This window comes from Shewanella sp. GD04112, from assembly GCF_029835735.1.
GTDB lineage: Bacteria > Pseudomonadota > Gammaproteobacteria > Enterobacterales > Shewanellaceae > Shewanella.
The window spans coordinates 4,215,391-4,240,667 of the sequence record NZ_JAOEAL010000001.1 but is presented as its reverse complement, the minus strand read 5'-3'; the positions used below and the strand labels follow the sequence as shown (position 1 = coordinate 4,240,667).

At 49.4% G+C, this 25,277-nt stretch carries 19 protein-coding genes; 13 read left to right on the top strand and 6 right to left on the bottom strand.

Annotated features, from left to right (window positions below):
* Window positions 1-7 precede the first annotated feature (7 nt).
* Entirely contained in the window at window positions 8-640 is a 633-nt protein-coding gene (locus N7386_RS18605; protein WP_126511995.1) for an HAD-IA family hydrolase, read from the top strand.
* 34 nt (window positions 641-674) lie between these two features.
* On the opposite strand, the gene N7386_RS18600 is transcribed toward N7386_RS18605, so the two are convergent.
* From N7386_RS18600 to uvrA, 5 genes are all read right to left on the bottom strand, one after another.
* On the bottom strand, window positions 675-1,043 hold the full coding sequence (locus N7386_RS18600) for a hypothetical protein (RefSeq protein ID WP_126511994.1): 369 nt from the start codon (window positions 1,041-1,043) through the stop codon (window positions 675-677).
* Window positions 1,044-1,208: 165 nt separating this feature from the next.
* Complete coding sequence (locus N7386_RS18595) at window positions 1,209-3,068, bottom strand: DEAD/DEAH box helicase (protein WP_011718375.1); 1,860 nt, start codon at window positions 3,066-3,068, stop codon at window positions 1,209-1,211.
* 197 nt (window positions 3,069-3,265) lie between these two features.
* Window positions 3,266-4,306: a M28 family peptidase gene (locus N7386_RS18590; RefSeq protein WP_279770301.1), complete on the bottom strand. Its 1,041-nt coding sequence runs from the start codon at window positions 4,304-4,306 to the stop codon at window positions 3,266-3,268.
* Window positions 4,307-4,389: 83 nt separating this feature from the next.
* Window positions 4,390-4,728 carry a hypothetical protein gene (locus N7386_RS18585; protein ID WP_279770299.1) on the bottom strand — a complete coding sequence of 113 codons (339 nt, stop codon included), beginning with the start codon at window positions 4,726-4,728 and terminating at the stop codon, window positions 4,390-4,392.
* Window positions 4,729-4,840: 112 nt separating this feature from the next.
* Window positions 4,841-7,693 carry an excinuclease ABC subunit UvrA gene (uvrA, locus tag N7386_RS18580; RefSeq protein WP_279770298.1) on the bottom strand — a complete coding sequence of 951 codons (2,853 nt, stop codon included), beginning with the start codon at window positions 7,691-7,693 and terminating at the stop codon, window positions 4,841-4,843.
* Window positions 7,694-8,102: 409 nt separating this feature from the next.
* Here uvrA and N7386_RS18575 point away from each other — a divergent pair, with 409 nt between their 5' ends.
* The 8 genes from N7386_RS18575 to N7386_RS18540 all read left to right on the top strand — a co-directional run bounded on the left by N7386_RS18575 (window position 8,103) and on the right by N7386_RS18540 (window position 18,401).
* Complete coding sequence (locus N7386_RS18575; protein WP_126511990.1) at window positions 8,103-9,470, top strand: MFS transporter; 1,368 nt, start codon at window positions 8,103-8,105, stop codon at window positions 9,468-9,470.
* A gap of 107 nt (window positions 9,471-9,577) precedes the next feature.
* Window positions 9,578-10,285 carry a single-stranded DNA-binding protein gene (ssb, locus tag N7386_RS18570; protein ID WP_126511989.1) on the top strand — a complete coding sequence of 236 codons (708 nt, stop codon included), beginning with the start codon at window positions 9,578-9,580 and terminating at the stop codon, window positions 10,283-10,285.
* Window positions 10,286-10,506: 221 nt separating this feature from the next.
* The gene (locus tag N7386_RS18565; protein WP_126511988.1) at window positions 10,507-11,100 is read left to right on the top strand and encodes a hypothetical protein; all 594 of its coding nucleotides are present in this window, start codon (window positions 10,507-10,509) and stop codon (window positions 11,098-11,100) included.
* 289 nt (window positions 11,101-11,389) lie between these two features.
* Entirely contained in the window at window positions 11,390-14,221 is a 2,832-nt protein-coding gene (locus N7386_RS18560) for a M16 family metallopeptidase (RefSeq protein WP_126511987.1), read from the top strand.
* A 169-nt stretch (window positions 14,222-14,390) separates the two neighbouring features.
* On the top strand, window positions 14,391-14,690 hold the full coding sequence (locus N7386_RS18555) for a hypothetical protein (RefSeq protein WP_088585869.1): 300 nt from the start codon (window positions 14,391-14,393) through the stop codon (window positions 14,688-14,690).
* Entirely contained in the window at window positions 14,687-15,031 is a 345-nt protein-coding gene (gene tnpB, locus N7386_RS18550) for an IS66 family insertion sequence element accessory protein TnpB (protein ID WP_088585868.1), read from the top strand. Before N7386_RS18555 ends, tnpB begins: the two co-directional genes overlap by 4 nt.
* A gap of 86 nt (window positions 15,032-15,117) precedes the next feature.
* Window positions 15,118-16,620, top strand: a complete 1,503-nt coding sequence (locus tag N7386_RS18545) for an IS66 family transposase (protein WP_088585867.1) — start codon at window positions 15,118-15,120, stop codon at window positions 16,618-16,620.
* A gap of 407 nt (window positions 16,621-17,027) precedes the next feature.
* On the top strand, window positions 17,028-18,401 hold the full coding sequence (locus N7386_RS18540; RefSeq protein WP_126511959.1) for a DUF4397 domain-containing protein: 1,374 nt from the start codon (window positions 17,028-17,030) through the stop codon (window positions 18,399-18,401).
* Between the two features lie 65 nt (window positions 18,402-18,466).
* On the opposite strand, the gene N7386_RS18535 is transcribed toward N7386_RS18540, so the two are convergent.
* A complete protein-coding gene (locus N7386_RS18535; protein WP_126511960.1) occupies window positions 18,467-19,891 on the bottom strand; it encodes a LysM peptidoglycan-binding domain-containing protein in 1,425 nt (474 codons plus the stop codon).
* 168 nt (window positions 19,892-20,059) lie between these two features.
* Between N7386_RS18535 and N7386_RS18530 the strand changes: the two genes are divergently transcribed.
* From N7386_RS18530 to N7386_RS18515, 4 genes are all read left to right on the top strand, one after another.
* Window positions 20,060-21,388: a leucine-rich repeat-containing protein kinase family protein gene (locus N7386_RS18530; RefSeq protein WP_126511961.1), complete on the top strand. Its 1,329-nt coding sequence runs from the start codon at window positions 20,060-20,062 to the stop codon at window positions 21,386-21,388.
* A gap of 113 nt (window positions 21,389-21,501) precedes the next feature.
* On the top strand, window positions 21,502-23,301 hold the full coding sequence (locus tag N7386_RS18525) for a sel1 repeat family protein (RefSeq protein ID WP_279770290.1): 1,800 nt from the start codon (window positions 21,502-21,504) through the stop codon (window positions 23,299-23,301).
* 162 nt (window positions 23,302-23,463) lie between these two features.
* Entirely contained in the window at window positions 23,464-24,462 is a 999-nt protein-coding gene (locus N7386_RS18520) for an NAD(P)H-quinone oxidoreductase (protein WP_279770288.1), read from the top strand.
* Between the two features lie 322 nt (window positions 24,463-24,784).
* Entirely contained in the window at window positions 24,785-25,189 is a 405-nt protein-coding gene (locus N7386_RS18515) for a hypothetical protein (protein WP_011718360.1), read from the top strand.
* Window positions 25,190-25,277: the final 88 nt, after the last annotated feature.

The window sequence follows — 25,277 nt, the reverse complement described above, 5'->3', positions numbered from 1 at the left end:
TACCCGAGTGATAACACGCCTGACTGATATTCAACTTGAACAGATCCGCGGGGTGATCTTCGACCTCGACGGCACGCTTGCCCATTCAAACCCTGATTTTAAAGGCTTAAGGGCGGCATTAGGTATTGGAGCGGGGACCGATATTCTCGAGCATATACATAGCCTCGACACCACGATGGCTAAGATGCAGGCGCTGGAAATTGTCCATGACTACGAGCTGGAAAGTTCGCGTCAGGCGAGCTGGATTGAAGGGGCGCAGGCGCTGATTGCCTTTTTAAAGACACGGCAACTTCCTCTCGCGATTTTGACCCGCAATATGCCCGAGGCGGCGAAAATCACCATCGAAAAACTCGGTATTGATATTCCTTTAGTGCTGACCCGTTACGATGCCGAGCTAAAGCCACATCCGCAGGGTATCCACTTGATTTGCGAGCAATGGCAGTTGAATCCAGCGGATATCTTGTATGTGGGGGATTATCTATTCGATCTGCAAACCGCGCAAAACGCCGGTAGCCGCTGCGCCCTCTATTGCCCCGAAGATGTGCCCGACTATGCCCAAGCGGCGGATTTGCTCATCGCTAATTATCAGAGCCTTATCGACGCTTGGGCATTAGTCATGCCGAGAGACTCTGTCCGTTAACGGGTGAAATGGGGCGTTGAACATTGAGCATTATTTAGTTGGATGTGTTCGATGTGAATGCATCTTGTTTATCTTGCTTAAGCCCAAGCCGAATACTGTCGAGCAATGCCACTAACCAGCAGAGCAAAAAGCCATAGAGCAGTTCATTGGCATTGGCCATGGTGGTTTGGGTTTGTTGGGTGATTTCGGCGGATATCACGCCGACATCTAAGGGTAAGCTGCCATTTTGGATCTCTAAGGCGATCACTTGTGCCACTTGATAGATTTGCATGAGGAGCAGCATCAGGCTGATAACAGCTAAGCTGAAAAACACCAGCGCTGAACGTTTATGTTTAAGGTAAAAATGGCCGCTGCCGGGGGCGATAAAAGCGGATAACAGGCCTGCGGTAAGGGCTTTTTTCATCGAAATACACTAATTGTGTTGCCAAAGACTAAGGCGACACTAATAGACCTATTGGCTTAAGTGCAAGTTAATTCGGAAAAATGATAGACAACAAAAAAGGAGCCTAGGCTCCTTTTTTAATGCGTTTGTTTAAATCTGCTTAACCTAACGACTTAGGTTTGGCGATTACTCTTCGCGTGGTTTACGTGGTCTACGCTCGCCGGCAGGCTTGTCTGAACGTGGTTTGCGATCAGCAAATGGCTTGTCACCAGAGGCTGAACGTGGTTTACGCTCGCCCATTGGACGGTCACCACGTGGACGACGGTCGCTACGTGCGCCACGGCCTGAATCTACGAAAACTTGATCGCCAGCTTCACGGATGTTCAGTGGCTTGCCACATACGCGCACTTTCTTCAGGTGCTGCAGCACTTCTTTTGGCATGCCGTCTGGCAGGTCAACGGTAGTCACTGCATCATATAGCTGGATGGCACCGATGTAGCGACTGTCGATGTTAGCTTCGTTTGCAATAGCGCCAACGATGTTGCCCACACCCACGCCATTGTCACGACCCACGTCGATAACATAACGGCACATCTTCAGATCTGGGTTATCTTTTAATGCTTCTGCAGAGCCTAAGCTTGCTGGCATTGGACGTGATTCACGGCTACGACGTTCACCGCGCTCGCCACGTTCAGCACCACGTTCACTGCGCTCATCGCGAGTACGTTCTTGAATTGCGGGTAATTGCAATGGGCGTTCTTGCTGAACTTGGTGCAGCAGGGCTGCGGCCAGCAGATCGGTATCCACTTCCAGTTGTTGACATAACTGGGCAACGGCTTCGCGCATAAAGTCCAGATCTTGTGTCATGGTTTGCGCTAACTGCTCACCTAAGCGAGATAGACGACGCTCTGCAACTGTCTCTGGGCTTGGCACTTTCATTGGTGAAATACGGCTGTTAGTTGCGCGCTCGATGGTGCGCAGCATACGCATTTCACGGCTGGTGACGAACAGAATCGCCATACCTGTACGGCCAGCACGGCCAGTACGACCGATACGGTGTACGTAAGCTTCAGTGTCGTAAGGAATATCGTAGTTCACTACGTGGCCGATACGCTCAACGTCCAGACCACGGGCCGCCACGTCGGTCGCGATCAGAATGTCTAACTTACCGCTTTTCAGCTGTTCAACCGCGCGCTCACGGGCTTGCTGGTTCATATCACCGTGCAGTGGTGATGATGCGTAGCCGCGGGCTTCGAGTTTTTCTGCTAATTCAACGCATGAGTTACGGGTACGAACGAAGATGATGATACCTTCAGTATTTTCAACTTCTAGTACGCGTACTAGGGCTTCTAACTTGTTGTGTTGAGACACTTGCACGAAACGTTGCTCGATAGAGTCAACAGTGGTGTGGCTCGCAGCGATGCTGATGTTAGTCGCATCTTTTAAATGCTTGTTAGCAACACGCTTGATTTGTTCTGGCATAGTGGCCGAGAACAGTGCAAGTTGGCGCTGCTCTGGGGTGTGTTCCAGAATCCATTCGATATCGTCGATGAAGCCCATTTTTAACATTTCGTCGGCTTCATCGAGAACCAGGGCTTGCAGGGTTTCCAGCTTTAAGGTGCCACGGCGCATATGGTCCATAACACGGCCCGGTGTACCCACGATAACCTGTGGACCACGCTTAAGGGCGTTTAATTGCTGGTGCATGCTTTGACCGCCGTAGATTGGCAGTACATGGAAACCTTTCATAAATTTCGCGTAGCTGCTGAAAGCTTCAGCAACTTGCACCGCTAATTCGCGGGTTGGTGCTAATACAAGGATTTGTGGAACAGCTTGGCTGGTCACTTTGTTTAGCAGGGGCAGAGCGAAGGCACCAGTTTTACCTGTACCTGTTTGAGCCTGACCTAAAATATCTTTGCCAGCCATTAATGGGTCGATACTGGCTGATTGGATTGGCGTTGGGTTTTCGTAACCTAGCTCGTCAAGAGCACGCAACAAATTCTCGGACAAGCCGAGTTCACGGAAAGTTCTTTCACTGGATGACATTGGGTTGTAGCCTTGTGGATGCGCCCGGATTGGCGCTTAAGTTTCACAGACAGAAAATCAACCCCGTGTCGATTTCCCGCACCGAAAACGCCAGATTATAGCAGCATTTTAGCCGCTTTACCAAGTGACTCTCGGATAAATACAGGGTTTTGCGTGGATTTTTTTGCCAAAACTGAGCAAGAAACGCGCCACTTCGCTTAATTTTTCAAAAAGTCACCATTGAGTCGTAGGATTTCGAAGGCGGATTCCGTTACCGCTGCGAGAAACACATAATCCAAAGTGTCGGGGGTATCTTCCGGGGTGTGATATTGCGGATGAGTCGGGACGCCAAAATAGAGCCAAGGGATCTTAGCTTTATGGAAAGGATAATGATCCGAGGCTCTGAGCCAATCTGTGCTCTGGATGCTTCGTCCCACGGGTTTGGGATGGCTTAACTTAATGCAGAGGCGATTACTCGCGTTTAGCATCGGCCTAAATTGCGGAAATTGATAGAAGTTGCGGCTACCCTCGAGGTAAATGGCGTAGGGGCGGCTCGGGTGGCCAATCATATCGAGATTGAGCATCAGTTCAAATTGCGCCTCGGGCATGCGCTGCTTGAGTTGCTCAACGAGGGCCGTACTGCCAAACAGCCCTGGCTCTTCGGCATCGGTCGCGACAAACATTAAGTTAATGTTGGGCAGCGAATTGGGGGCGGCGCTTAGCTGCGCTTGCCAGTGGGCGGCGAGAGCCAACAGGGCGGCAACACCTGAGGCGTTATCATCGGCGCCGTGGTAAATCTTGCTGCCACTCATGCCGAGATGATCGTAGTGAGCCACCACAATGCGCCATCGATGAGTGGATTGGCGTGCGGGGATTAACGCCACCATATTGCTTCCCGTCTCTTGGCTAAAAAGCGTGGCATATTCGAAGGGAACCTCGAAAGTTTCTCCCCAAGGAGTAAGCCCAAGTTGTTGATACTGGCTGTGCAGATAGTCGCGTGTCTTGGCGGCGCCTTGCGTTTGGGTTTTACGCCCCATTAATTCTGCGGCGCTGAGTGTTGCTACTGTTTGCTTAAGAGCTTCTGGTTCGGCCCAATTCAATCGAATTGCCTCAGGTGAGCAAGTGTATTCGGCGGGTTGATTGGAACAGGCGGCAAGGCTTAAACATAAGCTAAGGATAAACAAGCGCAATAAGCTCAAGCCTATACGGTGAGACTGGGGGCGAGTGATTGCTATGACTGGGTGCGCCAAATTGCCCATGGCTATCCTTAAAATTGGCAATAGGATGATCAATCCTAAGCCTAACAGGGATTTAGCTTGGCTGCATGGGCCGTAATGCTGAATCAGTCTAAGACGCGGATCTCGGGGGAGAGTGTCGCCTCTTGATGGCGGCTTAAATGAAAGTGCTCCAAGCCAGAGACCAAATGGGTTCGTGAGCAAATAGTAACTTGGGCGTTTTTGGTGAGTCCGCCTTGATCTAAGGTGGTGATCCGGCCATCGGGCAAGGCGAGCAGGCTACTATTGGCTGAGCTATCTAACACTGTCACTTGTAAACGTGTGGGTTGACCGATAAGCGGATCGACAGCGGCGATAACCAGCGCCACAAGCGTTAACCCCAAGCAGGCAATCAGCAATACATTAGCGCGACTTAAGCTCGTCAAACTCGGGCGATGCGTTGGCAATATGTTCTCCTCGATTGATAACGGCGAATGGCCGACCTGGGATGGTTCTATACAGCAATAGGGTGTAATCACAGCGCCTTGGTGATGCCCAAGGCGCTGTTGACACTTAACATTATGACTGCTTGGCTAGCTTAGCATCCCGCTCCAGTAGCGGCTTTAAGAAGCGCGCGGTATGGGATGTCGGATGCTGCGCCACGTCTTCTGGCGTACCAGTTGCTAGGATAGTACCGCCGCCACCGCCGCCTTCTGGACCTAAGTCGATAATCCAGTCTGCGGTTTTAATCACATCCAAGTTATGCTCAATCACCACGATAGTATTACCGTGGGATTTGAGGCGATGCAGTACATCGAGCAGCAATTGGATATCAGCAAAGTGCAGACCCGTTGTCGGTTCATCCAGAATATACAAGGTCTTACCCGTATCGCGCTTAGAGAGTTCCTTCGCGAGTTTCACCCGCTGGGCTTCACCGCCCGACAGTGTGGTCGCGCTCTGGCCTAAACGTACGTAGGACAAACCAACATCCATCAGGGTTTGCAGTTTACGGGCAATGGCTGGCACGGCATCGAAAAACTCCCGCGCATCTTCCACTGTCATTTGCAGCACTTCGTGGATGTTCTTACCTTTATAGCGCACCTCTAAGGTTTCGCGGTTATAGCGTTTACCCTTACAGGCATCGCAAGGCACATACACATCGGGCAGGAAGTGCATTTCGACCTTAATTAAGCCATCGCCCTGACAGGCCTCACAGCGACCGCCTTTCACGTTAAAGGAGAAACGGCCCACCTGATAACCACGGGTACGGGATTCCTGCGTTGCGGCAAAAATCTCCCGAATAGGCGTAAAGATGCCAGTATAAGTGGCGGGGTTAGAGCGCGGAGTACGGCCAATTGGGCTTTGGTCGATATCGACCACTTTATCGCATTGCTCCATGCCGACAATACGATCGTAAGGTGCTGGCTCATCGACTGTGGCACCGTTGAGTTGCTTATGGGAAATTCTAAAGAAGGTATCGTTAATCAGCGTCGATTTGCCTGAACCCGATACTCCAGTAACGCAGGTGAATAGGCCTACCGGAACCGTTAAGTCGACGTTGCGTAGGTTGTTGCCACGGGCGCCATAAAGCTCAATCACTTGTTTGGGATCGTAAGGCGTACGTGGGGTGCTAATATGGATATTGCGTTTGCCCGAAATATATTGACCTGTGACGGACTCGTCGCAGGCGACAATTTTCTCAATCGGACCGTCGCAAATCACTTCGCCGCCGTGTACACCAGCGCCAGGGCCGATATCGATAATATGATCCGCAATACGAATCGCATCTTCATCATGCTCCACCACAATCACTGTATTACCTAAATCCCGCAAGTGGATTAAGGTCTGCAATAACCGCTCGTTATCCCGTTGGTGCAAGCCGATAGATGGCTCGTCGAGCACGTACATCACACCAACGAGTCCTGCGCCGATTTGGCTGGCGAGACGAATACGCTGCGCTTCACCGCCTGATAGAGTTTCGGCCGAACGCGACAGACTTAAATAGTTGAGGCCGACGTTAACGAGGAAGCCTAAGCGATCGCGCACTTCCTTCAGTACTTTCTCGGCGATCTGTGCCTTTTGGCCGCTGAACTCGAGTTTGTCGAAGTATTCGAGGGCTTCACCTATCGACCAAACAGTGAGTTTGGGCAGGTTAAGATCGCCAATAAACACGTTACGGGCTTCTTCACGCAGGCGCGAGCCGCCACAGCTTTGGCAGGCTTGAGTGTTGATAAACTTGGCTAATTCTTCGCGTACCGCGTTGCTTTCGGTCTCGCGGTAGCGACGGTCCATATTATTTAGGATGCCTTCGAAGGGGTGATTACGCACCACCACATCGCCACGGTCGTTGATGTATTTGAAGGCGATGCTGTCTTTGCCTGAGCCGTAGAGGACGATTTTTCTTACCTTATCCGACAGCTGTTCGAAGGGAACTTCGACATCGAACTTATAGTGGTCGGCGAGTGAACTCAGCATCTGGAAGTAATAGAAGTTACGTCTATCCCAACCACGAATCGCGCCGCCCGCAAGGGATAACTCAGGATTAGTGATCACTCTGTCTGGGTCGAAAAATTGTTGTACCCCTAAACCATCACAGGTTGGGCAAGCGCCCGCCGGATTGTTAAAGGAGAAAATCCGTGGCTCAAGTTCGGCCATCGAATAACCGCAGTGCGGACAGGCAAAATTTGCTGAGAAGATTAATTCTTCTGTGGTGCTTTCATCCATGCTGGCGACCACGGCAATTCCGCCGGAGAGTTCGAGCGCGGTTTCAAAGGATTCGGCGAGACGTTGCTGGATATCGCTGCGGACTTTAAAGCGGTCGACCACCACTTCGATGGTGTGCTTAACGTGTAAATCGAGTGCTGGTGGATCGGTTAAGTCGCAGACTTCACCGTCGATTCGGGCGCGGATATAGCCCTGCGCCGATAAACCTTCGAGTAGTTTAACGTGCTCACCCTTACGACCGTTGACCACGGGCGCCAGCAGCATCAAGCGGCTGTCTTCGGGCATTTCTAACACTTTATCGACCATCTGACTCACGGTTTGCGCCGCAAGCGGTTGGCCGTGAGTAGGGCAGCGCGGTTCGCCCACACGGGCAAACAACAGACGCAGATAGTCGTAAATTTCGGTAATAGTCCCGACGGTGGAGCGCGGGTTATGGGACGTCGATTTTTGTTCGATGGAAATCGCCGGGCTCAAGCCTTCGATATGGTCGACATCGGGCTTTTCCATCAAGCTTAAGAATTGGCGGGCATAGGCAGAAAGAGACTCAACGTAACGTCGTTGGCCTTCGGCATATAAGGTATCAAATGCTAGGGAAGATTTGCCTGAACCCGATAACCCTGTGATAACGATTAACTTATCCCTTGGGATAGTCAGGTTGATATTTTTGAGATTGTGGGTCCGTGCGCCGCGTATTTCAATCTTATCCATCTATCGCTCAAGTCTTATGCTTAAAAAAATGAGCCTAAGTATCGCACAGTTCGGCGGCCGAGTTTAGTCGATTCTGTGATCTTGCTGACACGCCCAATGGGCGCGGTTGTGGGGCCGGTATTGCTAATAAAGGTGATGCAGTTAGCGGATTAACGAAGATTAATCCGTCTATCGGCGGTGAACTTAGCCAAGTTCTGTAAGCATCGAGTTAACTATTTGTAGCCAATGGGCTTTTAGATAAGCCTTAAAAATAAAGGCCTAAGCGTACGCTAACGTGCGAGCGTCAGCATTGGCGCGGGGCAAAACCCGCTGTTTTACACTCTTGGCGTGGGCGGTTTTTCCTTTTGAGCAAACGCTTTTGGGTGTGTTAACATGCGCCCCCTAAAAGACTTCAATCCAGGGCAAAATCATGGGTAACAACGGACTTTCAGGAACCGAGAAAAAAGTCGCGTTTTCTTTAGCCAGCGTATTTGGTTTACGTATGATGGGCTTGTTTATGATCATGCCCGTCTTTGCACTCTATGGTCAGCATTTAGAAGGTTTTTCTCCCCTTTGGGTGGGGATTGCCATTGGTGCCTATGGCTTGACTCAGGCCGTTTTGCAGATCCCGATGGGGATTTTATCCGACAAGTATGGTCGCAAACCTATCATCCTCGCTGGCCTGGTATTGTTCGCCATCGGCAGCTTAATTGCCGCCAATGCAGATACCATTTACGGCGTGGTATTTGGCCGCGCCGTGCAAGGTATGGGGGCGATTGCCGCCGCCGTGTTGGCCTTAGCGGCGGACTTAACCCGAGATGAGCAGCGCACTAAGGTGATGGCCATTATCGGCATGTGTATCGGCGGATCCTTTGCCCTGTCGTTACTCGTGGGCCCGATTGTGGCGCAGCATTTAGGCTTATCGGGTTTATTCCTGCTAACCGCTGGCCTTGCGGTACTTGGCATGTTGATTGTGCAGTTATTAGTGCCGAATCCGATTTCCCATGCACCTAAGGGCGATACCTTAGCCGCGCCCGCCAAGCTCAAGCGTATGTTGACCGATCCGCAGCTGTTTAGGCTCGATGCGGGTATTTTTATTCTGCACTTAGTGTTAACTGCGGTGTTTGTCGCCTTGCCACTCGATTTAGTCGATGCTGGTCTGGTAAAAGAGAAACATTGGATGCTGTATTTCCCCGCGTTTGTGGGCGCATTCTTCTTGATGGTGCCGTTAATCATCATCGGGGTGAAGCGTAAGAATACTAAGGCAATGTTCCAGATTGCTTTAGTGATCATGATGTTTGCCCTTGCGGCGATGGCGATTTTTTCGAACAACCTCTGGGTATTGAGCGTAGCGGTATTGCTGTTTTTTACCGGCTTTAACTACCTTGAAGCGTCGCTGCCGAGTTTGATTGCGAAATTCTGCCCCGTAGGCGAAAAAGGCTCGGCCATGGGGGTTTATTCGACTAGCCAATTCTTAGGCGCATTCTGTGGCGGTATGCTTGGCGGCGGTGCGTTCCAGTTAGTCGGCGCCGTGGGCGTGTTTATCGTCGCGCTGGTATTAATGGGCGTTTGGTTATTATTGACCCTAGGGATGAAAAATCCTGTGCTGCTTAAGAGTTACACCTTAGAAGCCGCCGTGAAAGATAAGGCCCAAGCGCGGGATATGGCGTCGCAGCTGTCACAATTGATGGGTGTGGTCGAAGCGATTGTGGTGCTAGACGAGAAAGTTGCTTATCTCAAAGTTGACGAGCATTTCGATTTAAGAGAAGCCCGAGCTGTGTTAGGCTCTGCTCAATAATATGTGTTATTGCCGCGAGTTTTAGGGAAGCGGATTTTCCCTTGCGGCAACAATTATAAACAACATACTGAATTAATAGATTATTTAAAGAATCGCAGGAGATTTCAATGGCCAGTCGTGGTGTTAACAAGGTAATTTTGGTTGGCAATTTGGGACAAGATCCAGAAGTACGTTACATGCCAAACGGTAACGCAGTCGCTAACATCACAGTAGCGACCAGCGAATCGTGGAAAGACCAACAAGGTCAACAGCAAGAGCGTACTGAATGGCACCGTGTGGTTCTGTTTGGCAAGTTGGCTGAAATTACGGGTGAGTACCTGCGTAAAGGTTCACAGGTTTACCTCGAAGGTAAACTGCAGACGCGTAAGTGGAAAGATCAAAGCGGTCAAGATCGTTACAGCACTGAAGTGGTTATCGACCAAAGCGGTAGCATGCAAATGTTAGGTGGTCGCAATCAAGGCCAAAGTCAAGGTCAAGGCCAAGGTGCACCTATGGGTGGCATGCAACAAAACGCGGGTTACCAAGCGGCACCGGCTCAAACTGCGCCGGCGCAAAACCAATACGCGCCAGCACAGCAAAGTTACCAAGCACCTGCGCAGCAGCCACAATCTGGCTACAATCAGCAGCCAGCTCAGCAAAGCTATGGCCAGCAACAGCAATCCCATGCTCAGCCACAGCAAGGTGGTTATGCGCCTAAGCCTGCTGCACCAGCGTATCAAGCACCAGCGGCACCTGCACAACGTCCTGCGCCACAGCCACAGCAAAACTTTACCCCAGATTTGGATGATGGTTGGGACGACGATATCCCGTTCTAATTTTCCTACTTTTACAGTGTAAATAATCGTTTTTTAAAAGCCCTGCCATATTGTGCAGGGCTTTTTGTTTATATATGGCTTGTCTGTCCTTGAATAATTTTCTTTACGTAGTTGTTAACAGTTGTTGCGGTTTAGGGTAGATTGTTTGGGTCCACTAAAGGGCTTGAACTTTTGAAAATAAATTAACGTTATGACGACTACTAAAAGAAAGGAATTCTTCCATGGAAGATGTAATAAGTCAGGAAAATAATCCATTAAAAAGTGATGAAAAACAAATAACAGTAGATAGCAATATTCAGAGAATACCACTGTTTCACGTTTCTCTTGCTAAATTGACAATTATGTTTGTTGCCACCTTTGGTCTATATCAAATTTATTGGTTTTATAAGCAATGGCAGGCATTAAAAGCGTATTATGATTTAGATGCATGGCCTATTGCTCGATGCATTTTTACGGTATTTTTTACACACTCTTTGTTCGTTTATGTTGATGAATATATTAAAGAAGATAATAGAAGCTATCGTTGGAGTCATTCAGCTTTAGCGACAGTTTACGTTTTACTTATCGTAGTCTCTAGTATTCTTAATAACATTGAAGTTTTACCAACATTTTTTATTTTAATTTCTATTTTTATACCTTTAGCAGTTTTGTATCCATTGTATGAAGCTCAAAAAGCAATTAACTTTGCGCTTGAACCTTTAGACTATGAGGATAATTCAAGTTTAACTTGGTTGAATTGGATCTGGATCGCTCTTTTTGGTTTCTATTGGGCTATGGTTATCTATGCATTAACTGTGTTAGTCAGACTTGCTTAATTTAGAATAGAACAGGCTTTAATTAAGCCTGTTCTGAATTGCCAATGTGTGACAGTGTGGCAGAGGAATATTTTATAAAGTTAACCACGAGTTTTTCCTCATATACTTTCAAGTACTAATATTATTTTTTCTTATTAATTCATGGTTTTGATATTTTTGGTACGGTGTAAGGTATTGATTTTGTGACTTAAAGCATTTTAGCGGCTATAGTAAAAAGTCAATTTATCAGTACTGAGGTAAGCATTTTCTCCGGTTAATGAACCCAATTTGGGGGAGAAAATGAATTTTTATGAATCATTTCAAGCGAATCCAGTTTAAACACCTGTGGCTATGGCTGCTATTTATCAGCGTGGCCTTACCCTTAAGAGCGGTTGAAGCGCCTTTATGGCCTGAGTCGGCCGATTTACCCTTAAGTCAACGCGTGCACACAGGCACCCTGACTAATGGGTTGCACTATCTGTTGGTAAACAACAAAACTCCCGAACAGGCAGTTATCGTCCGTATGCGGGTCGATGTGGGATCTGTGATGGAAACGGATGCCGAGCAAGGTCTGGTGCATTTTTTAGAGCATATGGCATTTAATGGCTCTACCGGGCTCGCGGCAGGGGAGATGATCCCGACCTTACAACGCTTAGGCTTAAGTTTTGGGGCCGATACCAATGCGGTGACTGAATTTCAGCAGACGGTTTACCAGTTTAATCTACCGAGCAATAGCCAAGATAAAGTCGATACGGCCTTGTTTTTAATGCGCGAAATCGCCGGTAATCTGTTGCTTGATCCCGCGCTTATCGAGCGTGAAAAGGCCGTGGTCTTGTCTGAACTGCGTGAGCGTAGCAGCGCCGATTTAGAAAACTATCGCCACCAGTTAGCCTTTTTAATGCCGCAAACAGTGCTGTCGCAGCGCTTCCCCGTGGGGGAGGCGACGAGCATTAAAAATGCGAACCGTGAAAAGTTATTATCCCTCTATCAACGTTTTTACACGCCGTCCCGCACCACCTTAATTGTGGTGGGCGATATTGATGTTGGTCGTATCGAACAAAAGATCAAACAGCAATTTACCGACTGGCAAGCTGCGCCGCAGGCCGCAGGGGTAAAAGCGCAATCTATCGGTGTGGTACAAGCCAAATCTAAGATAGAGGCGAGCGCCTTCTTCGATCCAAGCCTGCAAACCTCGGTTTCTCTGGGGTTGTTAAAGCCTCAACAGCCTAAAGCCGATACCATTGCCCAGCGAGAGCAGGAGATTTTATTAGAGCTTGCCCATGGCATTTTATACCGCCGCCTAGAATCGCAATTACTCCACAACCAAGGCCTGTACGGCGTTAATCTGCAAATTGGCCCCGAGTATGGTATTGCCTACGGCACTCAAATGACGCTGGGCACGCAGGAAAACAACTGGCAACAGGGTATTAGGCTATTGGAGCAAACCCTGCGTCAGGCGCTTGAATTTGGCTTTAGCCAACAGGAAATCGACCAACAACTTAAACGAATGCATAAGGGCTATCAGCTCAATGCCGCCGGTAGCAACACTATTCACAGCGTGAACATTGCCGAAAGCCTAGTGAATGCCGTAGCGAGCAGACGGGTGCCCGTCGAGCCTGAGTGGCAATTGGCATTGTTTGAGACACTGATGCCAAGTATCACGCCGCAAAAACTGCAGCAGTTGTTTCAACAGACTTGGAATGGCACGCCTTATTTGTATTTAACCAGTAATAAGCCCATTGATAATGCTGAAAAACAACTATTAGCCGCCTACAACGCGAGTCAAAAGCAAGCAGTAAAAGCGCCTGAAACCAAAGCTATTGCAGAGTTTGCCTATAGTCAATTTGGTGAGCCGGGGCAGATTGTTGCCGATCAGCGCGATGCCACAACAGGGATCCGTAAGATACAGTTTGCCAATGGTGTACGCCTTAATATCAAGCCAACGGATTTTAATCAGGGCTTGGCGTTAGTGAGCTTAAACATAGGTTTTGGCGAGGTGCCATTCCCCGAGTTAGACGGTTTGTCCTATCTGTTTAACAGCGCCTTTGTGCAGGGCGGCTTAGGCTTACATGACTGGGACAGCATGCGCGATATTTTTGCTGGCCAAGATATCTCAGTCAGTTTGAGTCTGCGTGAGCAGAGTTTTGGCGGCGAGATCAGCACCAATGCTGCCGAGCTTCGCACTCAATTAGGCGTGCTGACGGCATACTTAGTCGACCCCGGTATGGATAAGCAAGCCGAGCAGTTATTCCGTGAGCAAGTGATTGCCGAGCAACAGAGTATTCATAGCAATCCACAATTGGAGTTTTCGAACCAGTTTGCCCGTATTGCCCATAATGGGGATAAACGCTATGGCTATGGTAATCCAGAGGAAATCCTCAAACGTCAGTTCGTTGAGCTCGCGCCTAGCTTCCATTCTGCCGTGCAGCAGGGGGCGATTGAGCTGGCAATTGTGGGCGATGTGAATGAAGACAAAGCGATTGCCGAAGTGGCGCAAACCTTAGGAGCCATTGCCCGTCAGCCGATCGCGAAGGGGCAGACGATTGTGCCCGTGTTTCCCAAAGTGCCCGCACACATGAGCCTGATGCATTATGGTCAGGTCGATATGGCGGCGCTGGCGCAGGTGTGGCCGACCACGGATATGAGCAATCTTCGTGAGCAGATTGGTTTAGGCTTACTCGAACAGGTTTTGAGTATTTTGCTGACCGAGAATGTGCGTGAAAAAGCCGGCGCGAGTTATTCTCCTTCGGCATTCTCATATAATGATTTAAATCCAACGGGTTATGGCTATCTTGGCTTATTTAGCGTGACAACTAAGACCATGTTGCCTGAGGTGGCTCAGTATTACGCCGCCGCGGTGAAGCAAGTCCAAGCGCCTGCTGGGATCAGTGAAGATTTACTCAATCGCGCCCGCCAACCTGTGTTGGAGTGGATGCAGATGGCGTCGCAAAATAACAACTTTTGGCTCGATTTAGCCTCAACCGCCCAAAGCCAGCCGGAGCGTTTTAGCGCCTTTAATCAAAGGTTGGCACTGGTGCAACAAATTACGCCTGCGGAGCTAAGCCAGTTGGCGCAGAAATACCTCAAGGATGATAAACGCTTAACTATCGAAACCTTACCTGCACCCGCCACGGCGCAGTAATGAGCCAAGGTTTGGCGCCATAAAGCCTTATGACTTTTAGGCGCTAAGCCGTGGCATCTTGTGGTTATCGAATCTAAGTCGCTTCTTAAACCAATCGTAAGCGGTTAATAAACCCCACATACCAATAATACCAATACTTTGACATAGTGCCTTTTTCATCGGAGGCACTATGAACCAAGAGCAAAAGCGCGCCCATTGGGCAACAGTTGTTGAGCAACAAAAACAAAGCACGCTTTCCATCAAGCAATTCTGTGCAGACAGCGGCATCAGTTATCAAACCTTCTACTATTGGTCTAAGCGATTGCGTTCTCCTGACGCAACGCAAACACTTCAGCCTATTATTTTCAATGAATATGAAGAGACGAAGGCTGAGTCGGTGATCATTACTTTTGCCAATGGTATTCGCGCTGAATTACCAACAACACTGAGTACCGCTCAGATCAAACACTGGGTGGATGCCTTGCAATGACTCCCTCCGGCAAGGTCTTTCTGGTCTCCGGTGTCACCGACATGCGAAAGTCTATCGATGGTCTGTCGCTCATTGTCGCCGAACAACTCGACATGGACCCGTTCAGCGAGGCCTGGTTTATATTCTGTAATCGCGGACGCGATAAACTCAAAATCTTGTTTTGGGATACCAACGGGTTTTGGCTTTACTATCGCCGTTTGGAGAACGGTACCTTCAAATGGCCTCGCCCGAATTCCCAGGGCGTGATTGTCATTAGCAAACCGCAACTTCACTGGTTGCTCTCTGGGCTGTCACTCGAGAACAACAAAGCCCATCGGCCTTTAAATGGGCTAGAAGTGTGATGCTAGACACTGATCGTAATTTTGCACTTGAACGATCCTTTTTAACCGTCACACTGGGCACCATACAATGCTGTAGATGATGCCCAGTGACCGACTACCCCGATGATATAGAACAACTCAAGGCCATGCTTCTTGCCAAGGATGCATTGTTGCAGGCCAAAGAGGAGGAAGTCGCCGCCCTCAAAACGCAGGTGCAATTGCTCGTTGAGCAGCTCAACCTCAGCAAATCCAAACGCTTCGCTGCCCAAAGCGAAAAAGTCGCCAAAGGAACGTTCAACGAAGCTGAACAGCAAAACGCGTTGCCTTCCTCACCTAAAGAGCGCAGAAAAACGGGTCGTAAACCGCTGCCTGCTGACCTTGAACGCGAGGTGCAAACCCATACCTTAAATGCGCCGTATTGCGACTGCTGTGATGCGCCTTTACATGAATGCGGTAAGGAAATCAGCGAAACCCTGAAAATCCTACCTCAGCGAGTGAGTGTCATTCGCCATGAGCGCACCAAATATGCTTGTCGCCACTGCGAGCAAACAGCCGAAACCAGCAAAGTGGTCACAGCTCCAAAACCGGCGAGTATGCTCCCTAAAAGCCTTGGCAGTGCCGAGGCCTTCGCCGCCGTGGTCACCGCCAAATACGTCGATGCACTGCCGCTCTACCGTCAGGTAGATATCCTGAACCGCTCGGGTATAGATATTAGTCGCGCCACCTTGGCCAACTGGTGTGTGCAGCTTGGCAGTAAAGTGCAGGTCATTATCGATGCAATGAAAGCGCAGCTCCTAAAAGAATCCCTCATCTGCGCCGATGAAACCACGGTGCAAGTGCTCAGAGAAGAAGACAGACAGGCCCAGTCCAAATCCTATATGTGGGTTTATCGCAGCGGCGAGTTCACCCCCAATCCCGTCGTCATCTACGACTATCACCCCAGCCGAGCAGGCGCTTGTGTGCGCGAATTCCTTGGTGATTACCATGGTTATCTGTTGTCAGATGGTTACAGTGCGTATGACACGGTAGACGGTGTCACTCAAGCCGCGTGCATGGCGCATGTGCGCCGCAAGTTCACCGATGCTCAAAAGGCATCCCCTTCGAAAAAGGCAGGGAAACCCGAAAAGGCCCTGGCCTTTATCGCCAAACTGTATGGGATAGAAAAGCGAGCCAAAACGCTGTCGGCCGAAGCCCGCCAACAGCTGAGGATGCAAGAAAGCCTCCCCATATTGAATGACTTCAAAGCGTGGCTCGATAGCCTGAATGTGCTGCCCAAAGGAGCATTAGGCCAGGCCATCACCTACACCAAGAATCAGTGGCCTAAGCTGCTGACCTACCTGGAAGATGGACATATCAGCATCGACAACAATGTGACAGAGCGGGATATCCGGCCGTTCACGACGGGGCGAAAAAACTGGATGTTCTCAACGTCAGTCGGTGGTGCGAAAGCCAGTGCCAATCTGTATAGCTTGGTCATGACGTGTCGGGCGAATGACATCAACCCCTATTATTACTTCCGGCACCTGTTCACGGAGTTGCCAAAGCGTTCAATCGCCGATGATATGTCGGATCTGATGCCATGGAATGTTGATCTCAGTGGAATTGAGTAGGGCTTCACTGGTTCATTAACCGCTTACAACCAATCAGCCCCCGTCATCTCAGTATCACGGGGGCTTTTTTATTGAGTCGGTTTTAGCATCTGCAATACCGATTTGTGTAATTAACATGTCGATGATCAATGCGAGGTGTAGGACAACTTCTTTTGGGGATTTTCGCCTAAATGCGACTCTCGCCAGCCGATGCGATGGAGGTGAGCTGCAATGGTGCCTTGGCAATTTGTATCAAAAAACCCTGCTAAAAATGTGATTTGTATCAACTTTGATGTCGTTGCTGAAATGTTTGTTAAGTGTTTGAGTTTGTGAAATATTTGTTTAAGTTTTAAGTGGAAATTGCCGTTGTTGTCATTGTATAACTGCGTAGACTGAACTGAATTTTTTGTCTGCTAATGAGGGATACGATGCTCAACAATAAACTAAAAGGATTCGCGGTTTTAACCTTCGCCTGTTTGGGCGTGACCGCTTGTGGTGGCTCCGATAACAACAAAGACGAGGACACCTCGAAGACCGATACCTATGTGCAATTTTACAATGCCTCTGTGGGGAGCACGGCAACTGCACTGAAGATTGGCGATAAAACCTATGAGAGTGTGAATTACGCCGATGCCATGCCAAGGTTCACGTCGACACCCGGTGTGAGTGCCGTTGAGGTAATGGGTAAGGATGCGTCGAACAAAGATATTTCGCTCTATAAAGAGGATATCGATTTAAAAACCGCAACGGATCACTTCTTCGTCTTACATGGGGATTTTGCCTCGCCATCGCTGCTGAATATCAATTACTCCCGCACTGAGTTAGATAAGCAAAATGCCGAAGCGGACAAGAGCAAAATGCAATTATTGATCGCCCATACGGCGATGGATGCGCCGGCCTACGATGCCTATATTGCCAAAGCCGATCAAAGCTTTGCTGATGCTGTGATGCTAGGCAGTGTCGCCTACGGTGAAGTTTCGACACCGCAGATTTTGGACACTGGGGATTACAAGGTTTACCTCGCTCCCGCGGGAACCACCAACGTGAGCTATACCACGGCGAGCATTAACTTTAAGACTAAGGTGCCCTATAAGTTGATTTTACGGGAAAGTTTTGGCGCTTCGGATGCCAAAATCAGCTTAGATAGCGTGGATTCGACCACCAATGTGCGTAACCATGTAGCCCTCGAAAGCAGTGTCGATTTTAGGGTATTCAATGGCTTGGCTGAACATAATGTCGATGTCAAAGTCGTGAGCAACAAGCAAGAAGCCTTATTTAGCAATGTGGCTCCCTTTGGCGTGACGGCGTATCAAGGCGCTGAGTTTAATGACTTTGGCGTGAGCGTGTTTGACCATACTAGCCAAGCTAAACTGCTCGATAATGTCCTGATTACCCTTAATCAGGACGAGATCAAAACCATCTTTATCTACGAACAAGCTACCGAAGAAGGTAGCCAAGTGAAGGCGATGGAGATGAAGCAAACGCAAACGCCGAGTCCCTACAGCTTTAAGTTTGATATCGTCAGTTTTGCCGACAAGAGTAACCTGACGCTGTACTTCTTAAAGGCGAACGACACCATTGAAACCGCAGCCTATAAGATCAGTGCGGTTAACCCTACTGCGCCGCAGTCGTTAGTAGTGCCAAAAGGTGAGTATTCTATCAAGGTGATTGCGGTAGAAAATGGCACTAAGACAGTGGTTTATGCATCAGAGATGATGGATTTTAATAACGAAGATAATGTCACTATGGTGCTGAACAAGGACGCTTCAACCAGCTTTGGCTATAACCTCGTTAAGCTTTAATCGCTAAATAGATTAGGGCAATAAAAAAGCACTACCTTGGTAGTGCTTTTTCGTCTTGACCGTCTTTATTCCGACAGTTTTAGCTCTTGGCCAGGCTTAATAATGCTCTTGGCATTGAGTTGGTTCCACTTCATTAAATCCGCGAGCTTCACTTTGTTTTTGCGCGCGATTTTATCTAACGAGTCACCGGACTTTACCTTATAAGTGCTGGCTTTCGCGGCGGGCTTGTCAGCGGTTTTACTGCTGGTTTTAGCCTTAGCCGATTGAGACGTTGTTTGAGCTTTGCTCTGTTTTGGTGTCTCGCTCGAGGCGTTATCTTCGCTTATCATCGGCGTTAACAGGGTTAACTCTTGACCGATTTTAATTCTATCGGAGCTGAGGTTGTTTGCCTGCTTTAACTCTTTGACTGAGATATCAAATTTCGCTGCAATTGTGCCCAGGCTATCGCCGGATTTCACAATGTAACTTTGGCTGTCGTAACGTTTTTGCGCGGACAACTGGTGCTGATTCTCTTGATATTGGCCGATGTTTTCAATCGGCAGGGCGATTTGGTATTTGCCCTTACTTGGGATCACGCTTTGGCGATAACCTGGGTTATAGGTTTTAAACTCCGCCTTAGTGAGTCCCGCGGCATTGGCGATTTGGCTGAGTTCAACGCCGTTAGGTGCAGGTAAACGCTCCAAAAATGGGCGGTTGGCAATCGGCATTACTTTGAGATTGTAATGGCTAGGTGCGCGGATAATTTGAATAAAGGCCAGCCATTTAGGTACGGTTTGCACTTGGCGAGCAGGAATATTCAGCGACCAGAAATCCGTGGGTTTGCCTTTAGCTTTGTTTCTATCGATAGCGGCTTTGATCACTAGCTCGCCACTGTTATAACCCGCAACGGCATTTATCCAGTCGTTACCTAAGGTGTCGTGCAAGTGCTGTAAATAGTCGAGTACGGCATCGGTCGAGGCCAGCGCATCTTTACGGCCATCGTAGGCCGAGTTGATGGTCAGGCCAAAATTACGTCCCGTGGCAGGGATCATTTGCCAGAGTCCGGCGGGGCCATTTGCCTGAGCGAGCGGGTTATAACCACTCTCAACAATCGGCAGGAGTGCCAGTTCGAGCGGCATGTTGCGGGCTTCGAGTTGGCTGACAATATAGTATAAAAATGGCTCGGCGCGCTGGGTCACCTGAGTCATAAACTTTTGCTTATCATCGAAAAAGTTACGCTGCTTGCGGACTTCGGCATCGTCATGCACATCAATGGTGCGGGCGTGTTGAATTTTTTCCCACACATCGGCGTAACGCTCGTCGATAACTTCCGTTTCAACATGCTGAGGTTGTGCTGTCTCTTCACTATTGCTCTGGGCGTCAGGCATGGTAGCCGCATATTCCGTAGGCGACGTTTGCGCCGACGTGGTTGCGCAGCCGCTTAGCTGGCCCATCAAAATGGCGACCACGAGCGCAGCTAAGGCATGGGGTTGGCGAAAGGTTTTCCGCATGATTGTCCTGTAATCTGTGATGACTTGGTATTCCATGATTTGGCACATGCTAATCTGTTTTCGCATTTGTGAATAGCTTTGCTTAAAATTTGACCGCATTGGTTACGTTTAGCTTTGGCGCTAAATACGCTAAGATAGCGGCGGTTTTTTATTGCAGTGGATGAGAGAGTGCAGACGTTAGCGCAGTTAAAAGCGGGACAATTACAAGGGGTTACCCGTTTACAGTTGGTTGAAAATTTAACCGAGTTCCCGCAGGAGATCTTCGATTTAGCCGATACCCTTGAGATCCTCGACTTATCCAATAACCAGCTCAGTTCACTGCCTGAAGATTTACATCGCTTAACTCATTTGAAGATCTTGTTTGCTTCCAATAACCGCTTTGAAGTGCTGCCCGAAGTGTTAAGTCAGTGCCCCAAACTGGAGATGATTGGCTTTAAGGCGAATCAAATTCGTTCGGTTCCTGAGGCGTCATTGCCCTTGCATACCCGCTGGTTGATCTTAACGGATAACCAAATAACCGCCTTGCCCGAACGTATGGGGCAATTGTATCGCCTGCAAAAATTAGCCTTAGCGGGCAATCGGTTAACCTCGCTGCCAGCATCCATGGCCCAATGCCATAACCTAGAGCTAGTGCGTTTGTCGGCAAATGCTTTAGCCGCGCTGCCGAATTGGTTGCTTAAGCTGCCTAAACTCACTTGGCTGGCGTTTGCGGGCAATCCCTTTAGCCATACGCTAGTCGACCCCCATGCCGATGTGGCTAGTGTGCCCAATGTGTCATTAGCGGATATCGCCCTCGGTGACAAATTGGGTGAGGGCGCCTCGGGTATTATTTATCAGGGGCGTTGGTTAAATTCTGCGATGGTTGCCGCCACGGGGACTGAGCAGATCGCGGTTAAGCTATTTAAGGGCGAGGTGACCAGTGACGGTTACCCTGCCGATGAATTGGATTGTTGTTTAACCACGGGCGAGCATCCAAATCTCATCAAGGTCTTAGCGCATATCAGCCAGAAGGATCAACTAGGGCTAGTGATGGCGTTAATCCCCCAAGGATTTTCTAACTTAGGCTTACCGCCCTCCCTAGAAACCTGCACCCGCGATACTTTTAAGGCGGGCAGCGAATTCAGCCTTAAGGACATAGTTAAGATAGCCTTGCAGTTGGCCGAGACTCTTGCGCATATGCACGCCCAGCAAATCAGCCATGGGGATGTGTATGCGCACAATATGATGATTAATCGGCAGATGGCGCTATTGTTCGGTGACTTTGGCGCTGCTTCAAACTTGGCCAAGCTATCCCAATCCGAGCGAGAGGCGATGGAGGCCATAGAGGTGCGGGCTCTAGGTTGTTTGATTGATGATTTGTTGCCCTTCGCTAATCGCTTGGAGGACGAGGGGCTGCACGCATTGCTGCTGCAGTTAAAAGCGCAATGTATGCAGGCCGACTTCGCCAGTCGCCCACGTTTTAGTGAGGCGACCAAGACATTGGCGGCACTGAGCTAAGCTCACACGGGTGTTATGCCTAAAATAACAAGGGTGGTTCCATTGGTGAAAACCGATGTAGAGACATTAAAGCAAGGGCGATGGTATCTCATCAGCAATGGAGAACTGGCATTATGAGGTTGGTTCCTAAAGTAGCGGTGCTCGGGCAGGGCCTGACCCTGGGCCTCATCTTGAGTTTGAGCCTGCTGAACTCTGCGCCAGCTTGGGCGGGCTGGTGGGATAACCTGTGGCTACAGGAGTTACCCGTCGACCAAACTAAGCCGCCAAAGACTGCGCAACGCTTCGAGTTTACGGGAACCTTACCCGCCCACACCCAGCTAGAATTAGTTGGTTATTACACTTCATCTGTGTGTACGCGCAAAGAAATTCGTTTCCCAAATGGTGATATTGCCAACCCCTATCGCGCCACGCTGAATAAGAGTTCGGTTCTGCGACAGGCCATTGATACGACCGACAATGCCAAACCTTTTAACCTGACGTTAGCCCTGCAAGGGGGTGGAGATTGCGATTGGCAATTAGAGGATTTAGTCCTCGACCTTACCCTGCAGCCAAGTCATCCCATCTGGCAAAAGGTTAAGTCATTAAAAGATGACTATTTACATACGTCACCGCTATTAACATCGAGCGAACCAGCGACCAAAGCCTCGCCCCATGATGGCTTTTATTTGAGTCAGGAGCTGACTATCGAGCCCGTGCTTGCTGGCAGCGAAGAAGATACCAATCTGGTAGCGGCGTTGCCGCTTAGTCTCAATCCCGTGTATTACCCTGTGGTGATTTACAGCCCCAAGACCGACAGCCCCTTTGAGGTAAAGCTTAAGAGTAATCTGCAATCGAGCAGCCGTTTATGGTCAAGCGCGGCGACACAAATGGTGCGTTTTGATAAACAGCCAGTGCTGCGGGTGCAGTTTAATCCCGAAATTCTGCCAGATTATCAAGTGAATGTGTGGCGTCAGCCTGAGCATATCTCGGTTCATTATCCCGATGGCACTGAGTATCGTTATCCGCGCGGGGATGTTCATCTGTATGCCTATGGCAAGCCTGAATCTATGCTCAATACCTTAAGTAAGAGCAGCAAGGCCGAAGATAAGCGATTGTTAGCACATATCTATTGGGCTGGTCATGCGCTGGCGAAGGATGAAGAAAAAGCGCGCAAATACTACCGAGAGGCGGCCGAGGGCGATGACTTGATTGCGATTCAGTGGATGCAATCACAGGCAGCCTATGCGGGCGAGGTTGAGCAGAGCCGTTATTGGCTACAACGCGCGGCAAGGCTTGGGGATGTCGAGGCCAAGTTGGAACTGATTCGTCAGCCATTTGAGACCATACTGCAAGGCAAACCGAATACGGCCGAGGCGAAAAGCGTCCAAGACAGCGCTTGGGAGCAGTTAAATCAGTTGGTTAATCAAGGTGTTCCCGAGGCCATGAGTATGATGGCGCTGTACCAAGCATTGCCTTGGTCGCCCTACCATGATGCAACGGCAGCGTTAACTCACTATCGTATGAGCGTGCAGGCTGATCCAGCCTTAGCCCATAGCGCGGCCAGTGATTACTATTATTTGCTCGAGGATTTTGAACAAAGCCAAGAGTTTTGGCAGATTGCCGCCGAGCGCGATCTCTATGTCGCCGCCGAGTATGCGGATATTCTGTTAAAACCCGCCATGCGCGATGCGCACAATGCCCGCCTCTGGCTCGAAAAAGTGGTTTCGCAGGGTGATAAACAAGGTATACAGCGGGACGTGTTGGGTCGTGCCTATTTTCAGCTTGCGAGCCTACTCGATGCGGGCGAAGGTGGCAGCGTTGAGCCAGAGCGTGCCCTTGCGCTCTATCAGCACAGCATTGAACTGGCTAAATCCTTTACGAATGATTACGAAGCTAAGGCCAAGGCTAGAGCACAAGCGTTGGAAAAGCTTTGAGAGTCATGTCTGTTTTAGTGTTTGAACTTGGGATAGTCTAGCCCTATCGTCGCTATGATTATCGATTTATCCCCATATCCAGCTATGCCTTAAATGGCTGCTAACGAGCAATGAAGACTGCCTTGTTAGCGGCAGTACTCTGTATTCTCCTAGGAGCACGTTATGTCCGAATTACCCCATGATTACACGCATATTTATCTTGAGCAGCCCGGCGAGCCTGAGGTGATGCAGCTGACACGCTCGCCATTGCCCGTACCGAGTGCTGGCCAAGTCTTGATTCGTAACCGCGCAGCCGGGGTGAATGGACCCGATATCAAACAAAGGATGGGAATGTATCCACCACCACCTGGGGCATCGCCGATTATTGGGCTGGAAGTCGCGGGGGAGATCTGCGCCTTGGGCGACGGCGTGACTCAATGGCAGTTAGGAGATAAGGTTTGTGCTTTAGTGCCCGGCGGTGGCTACGGTGAGTACACCTTAACCTATGCTGAGCATTGTTTACCTATTCCACAGGGCTTTTCTGAGGTGCAAGCGGCGGCGCTGCCCGAAACCTTTTTCACTGTGTGGGGCAACCTCTTTATGCGCGCGGGACTCAAGGCGGGTGAAACCGTGTTGATCCACGGTGGCTCGGGTGGCATTGGCAGCACGGCGATTTCCCTCGCTAAGCATCTTGGTGCGACCGTGATTGCGACCACGGGGCAGGATGCTAAGCGCGACTATTGCGCCGGATTAGGCGCCCATCTAGTGGTGAACTACAACACCCAGAACTTCGTGGAAGAAGTCATGGCCTTTACCCAAGGCAAGGGCGTCAATGTGGTGTTTGATATTGCTGGTGGCGACTTTATCAACTTGAATCTTCAAGCATTAGCGCTAGATGGCCGCATGGTGTCAGTGTCGACCCAACGTAGCGGTAAGGCAGAGGTGAACATTCTGCAGTTGATGGCCAAACGTATTGTGTGGACGGGATCAACCTTAAGACCGCAGAGCGTTGCGGCAAAAGCCGAAATCGCCAAGCAATTAAGTGAGCAGGTTTGGCCTTTGCTCGATAGTCAGCAAATCGTGCCGCATATCTGTGCCACCTTTCCACTGGCCGAGGCGGCCAAGGCCCATGCGCTGATGCAGTCGGGAGAACATAGAGGCAAAGTCGTATTAACCTTGTGATCCTACCTGGCTACATCTGTGTAAACGCACTCGCCTCAATCCTTTGATGGAGGCGGGCTGCCGAATTAAAACTTGCTGTGATGTTTTTTTAGACTAAAGTCGTTAATGACAAAATTTTTTAGAGACTTTGGCCGAAATTAATGCGTAATAAGTGAAAATTTCATGGTATGAGGCATTGATTATCGGAAATATTCTGTAAAAATACCCAGTTGAAAACGTCAGAGACTTTCCGGCGCGATTCGTGGATCAAAGCAAGCGACGCTTCGCTTATTCAGACTAAAAAACTCATAGTGTATGTGTTGATTTAAGGGTATTGGCATATATGTATAACACAGCAAAGAAACAGGTTTGGTATGGTGAGCTGAGAACATCGAAGGGCACCGCGATTGTCGTCCATGACAACCAGCTGCCAGAGGCTTCCCCTGGACGAATCTACCTCTACAATACCGAACGTGATGCTATTGTTGAGTATGTAGAAGACATCGTAAAAGTGAACCTACATGACTTAGATGATGCAGCGGTAAAAGCGGCTGAAGCTAAGTTTAGCGGCGCATGGAAAGCAGCTCGAGCTCAATTTATGGGCAAGCATCAAGCTCGTATCGACCTGAACAATGTCAAAGATTCAGGCCCAGTCCGTAAGGCTAAAGCTGAAGTTGAGCCTGAAATTGAAACCGATGCCATTGGCGCCGATTTTGATGAAGATTGGGGCGATGATTTCGACGATTAACACTGAGTTTGCCTAGGGCAAATTTGGTTAAGGTAAGGAATAAATCACTTTATTCCTTACCAGCTTTTCCTTCCTTTATTCGAAAAAC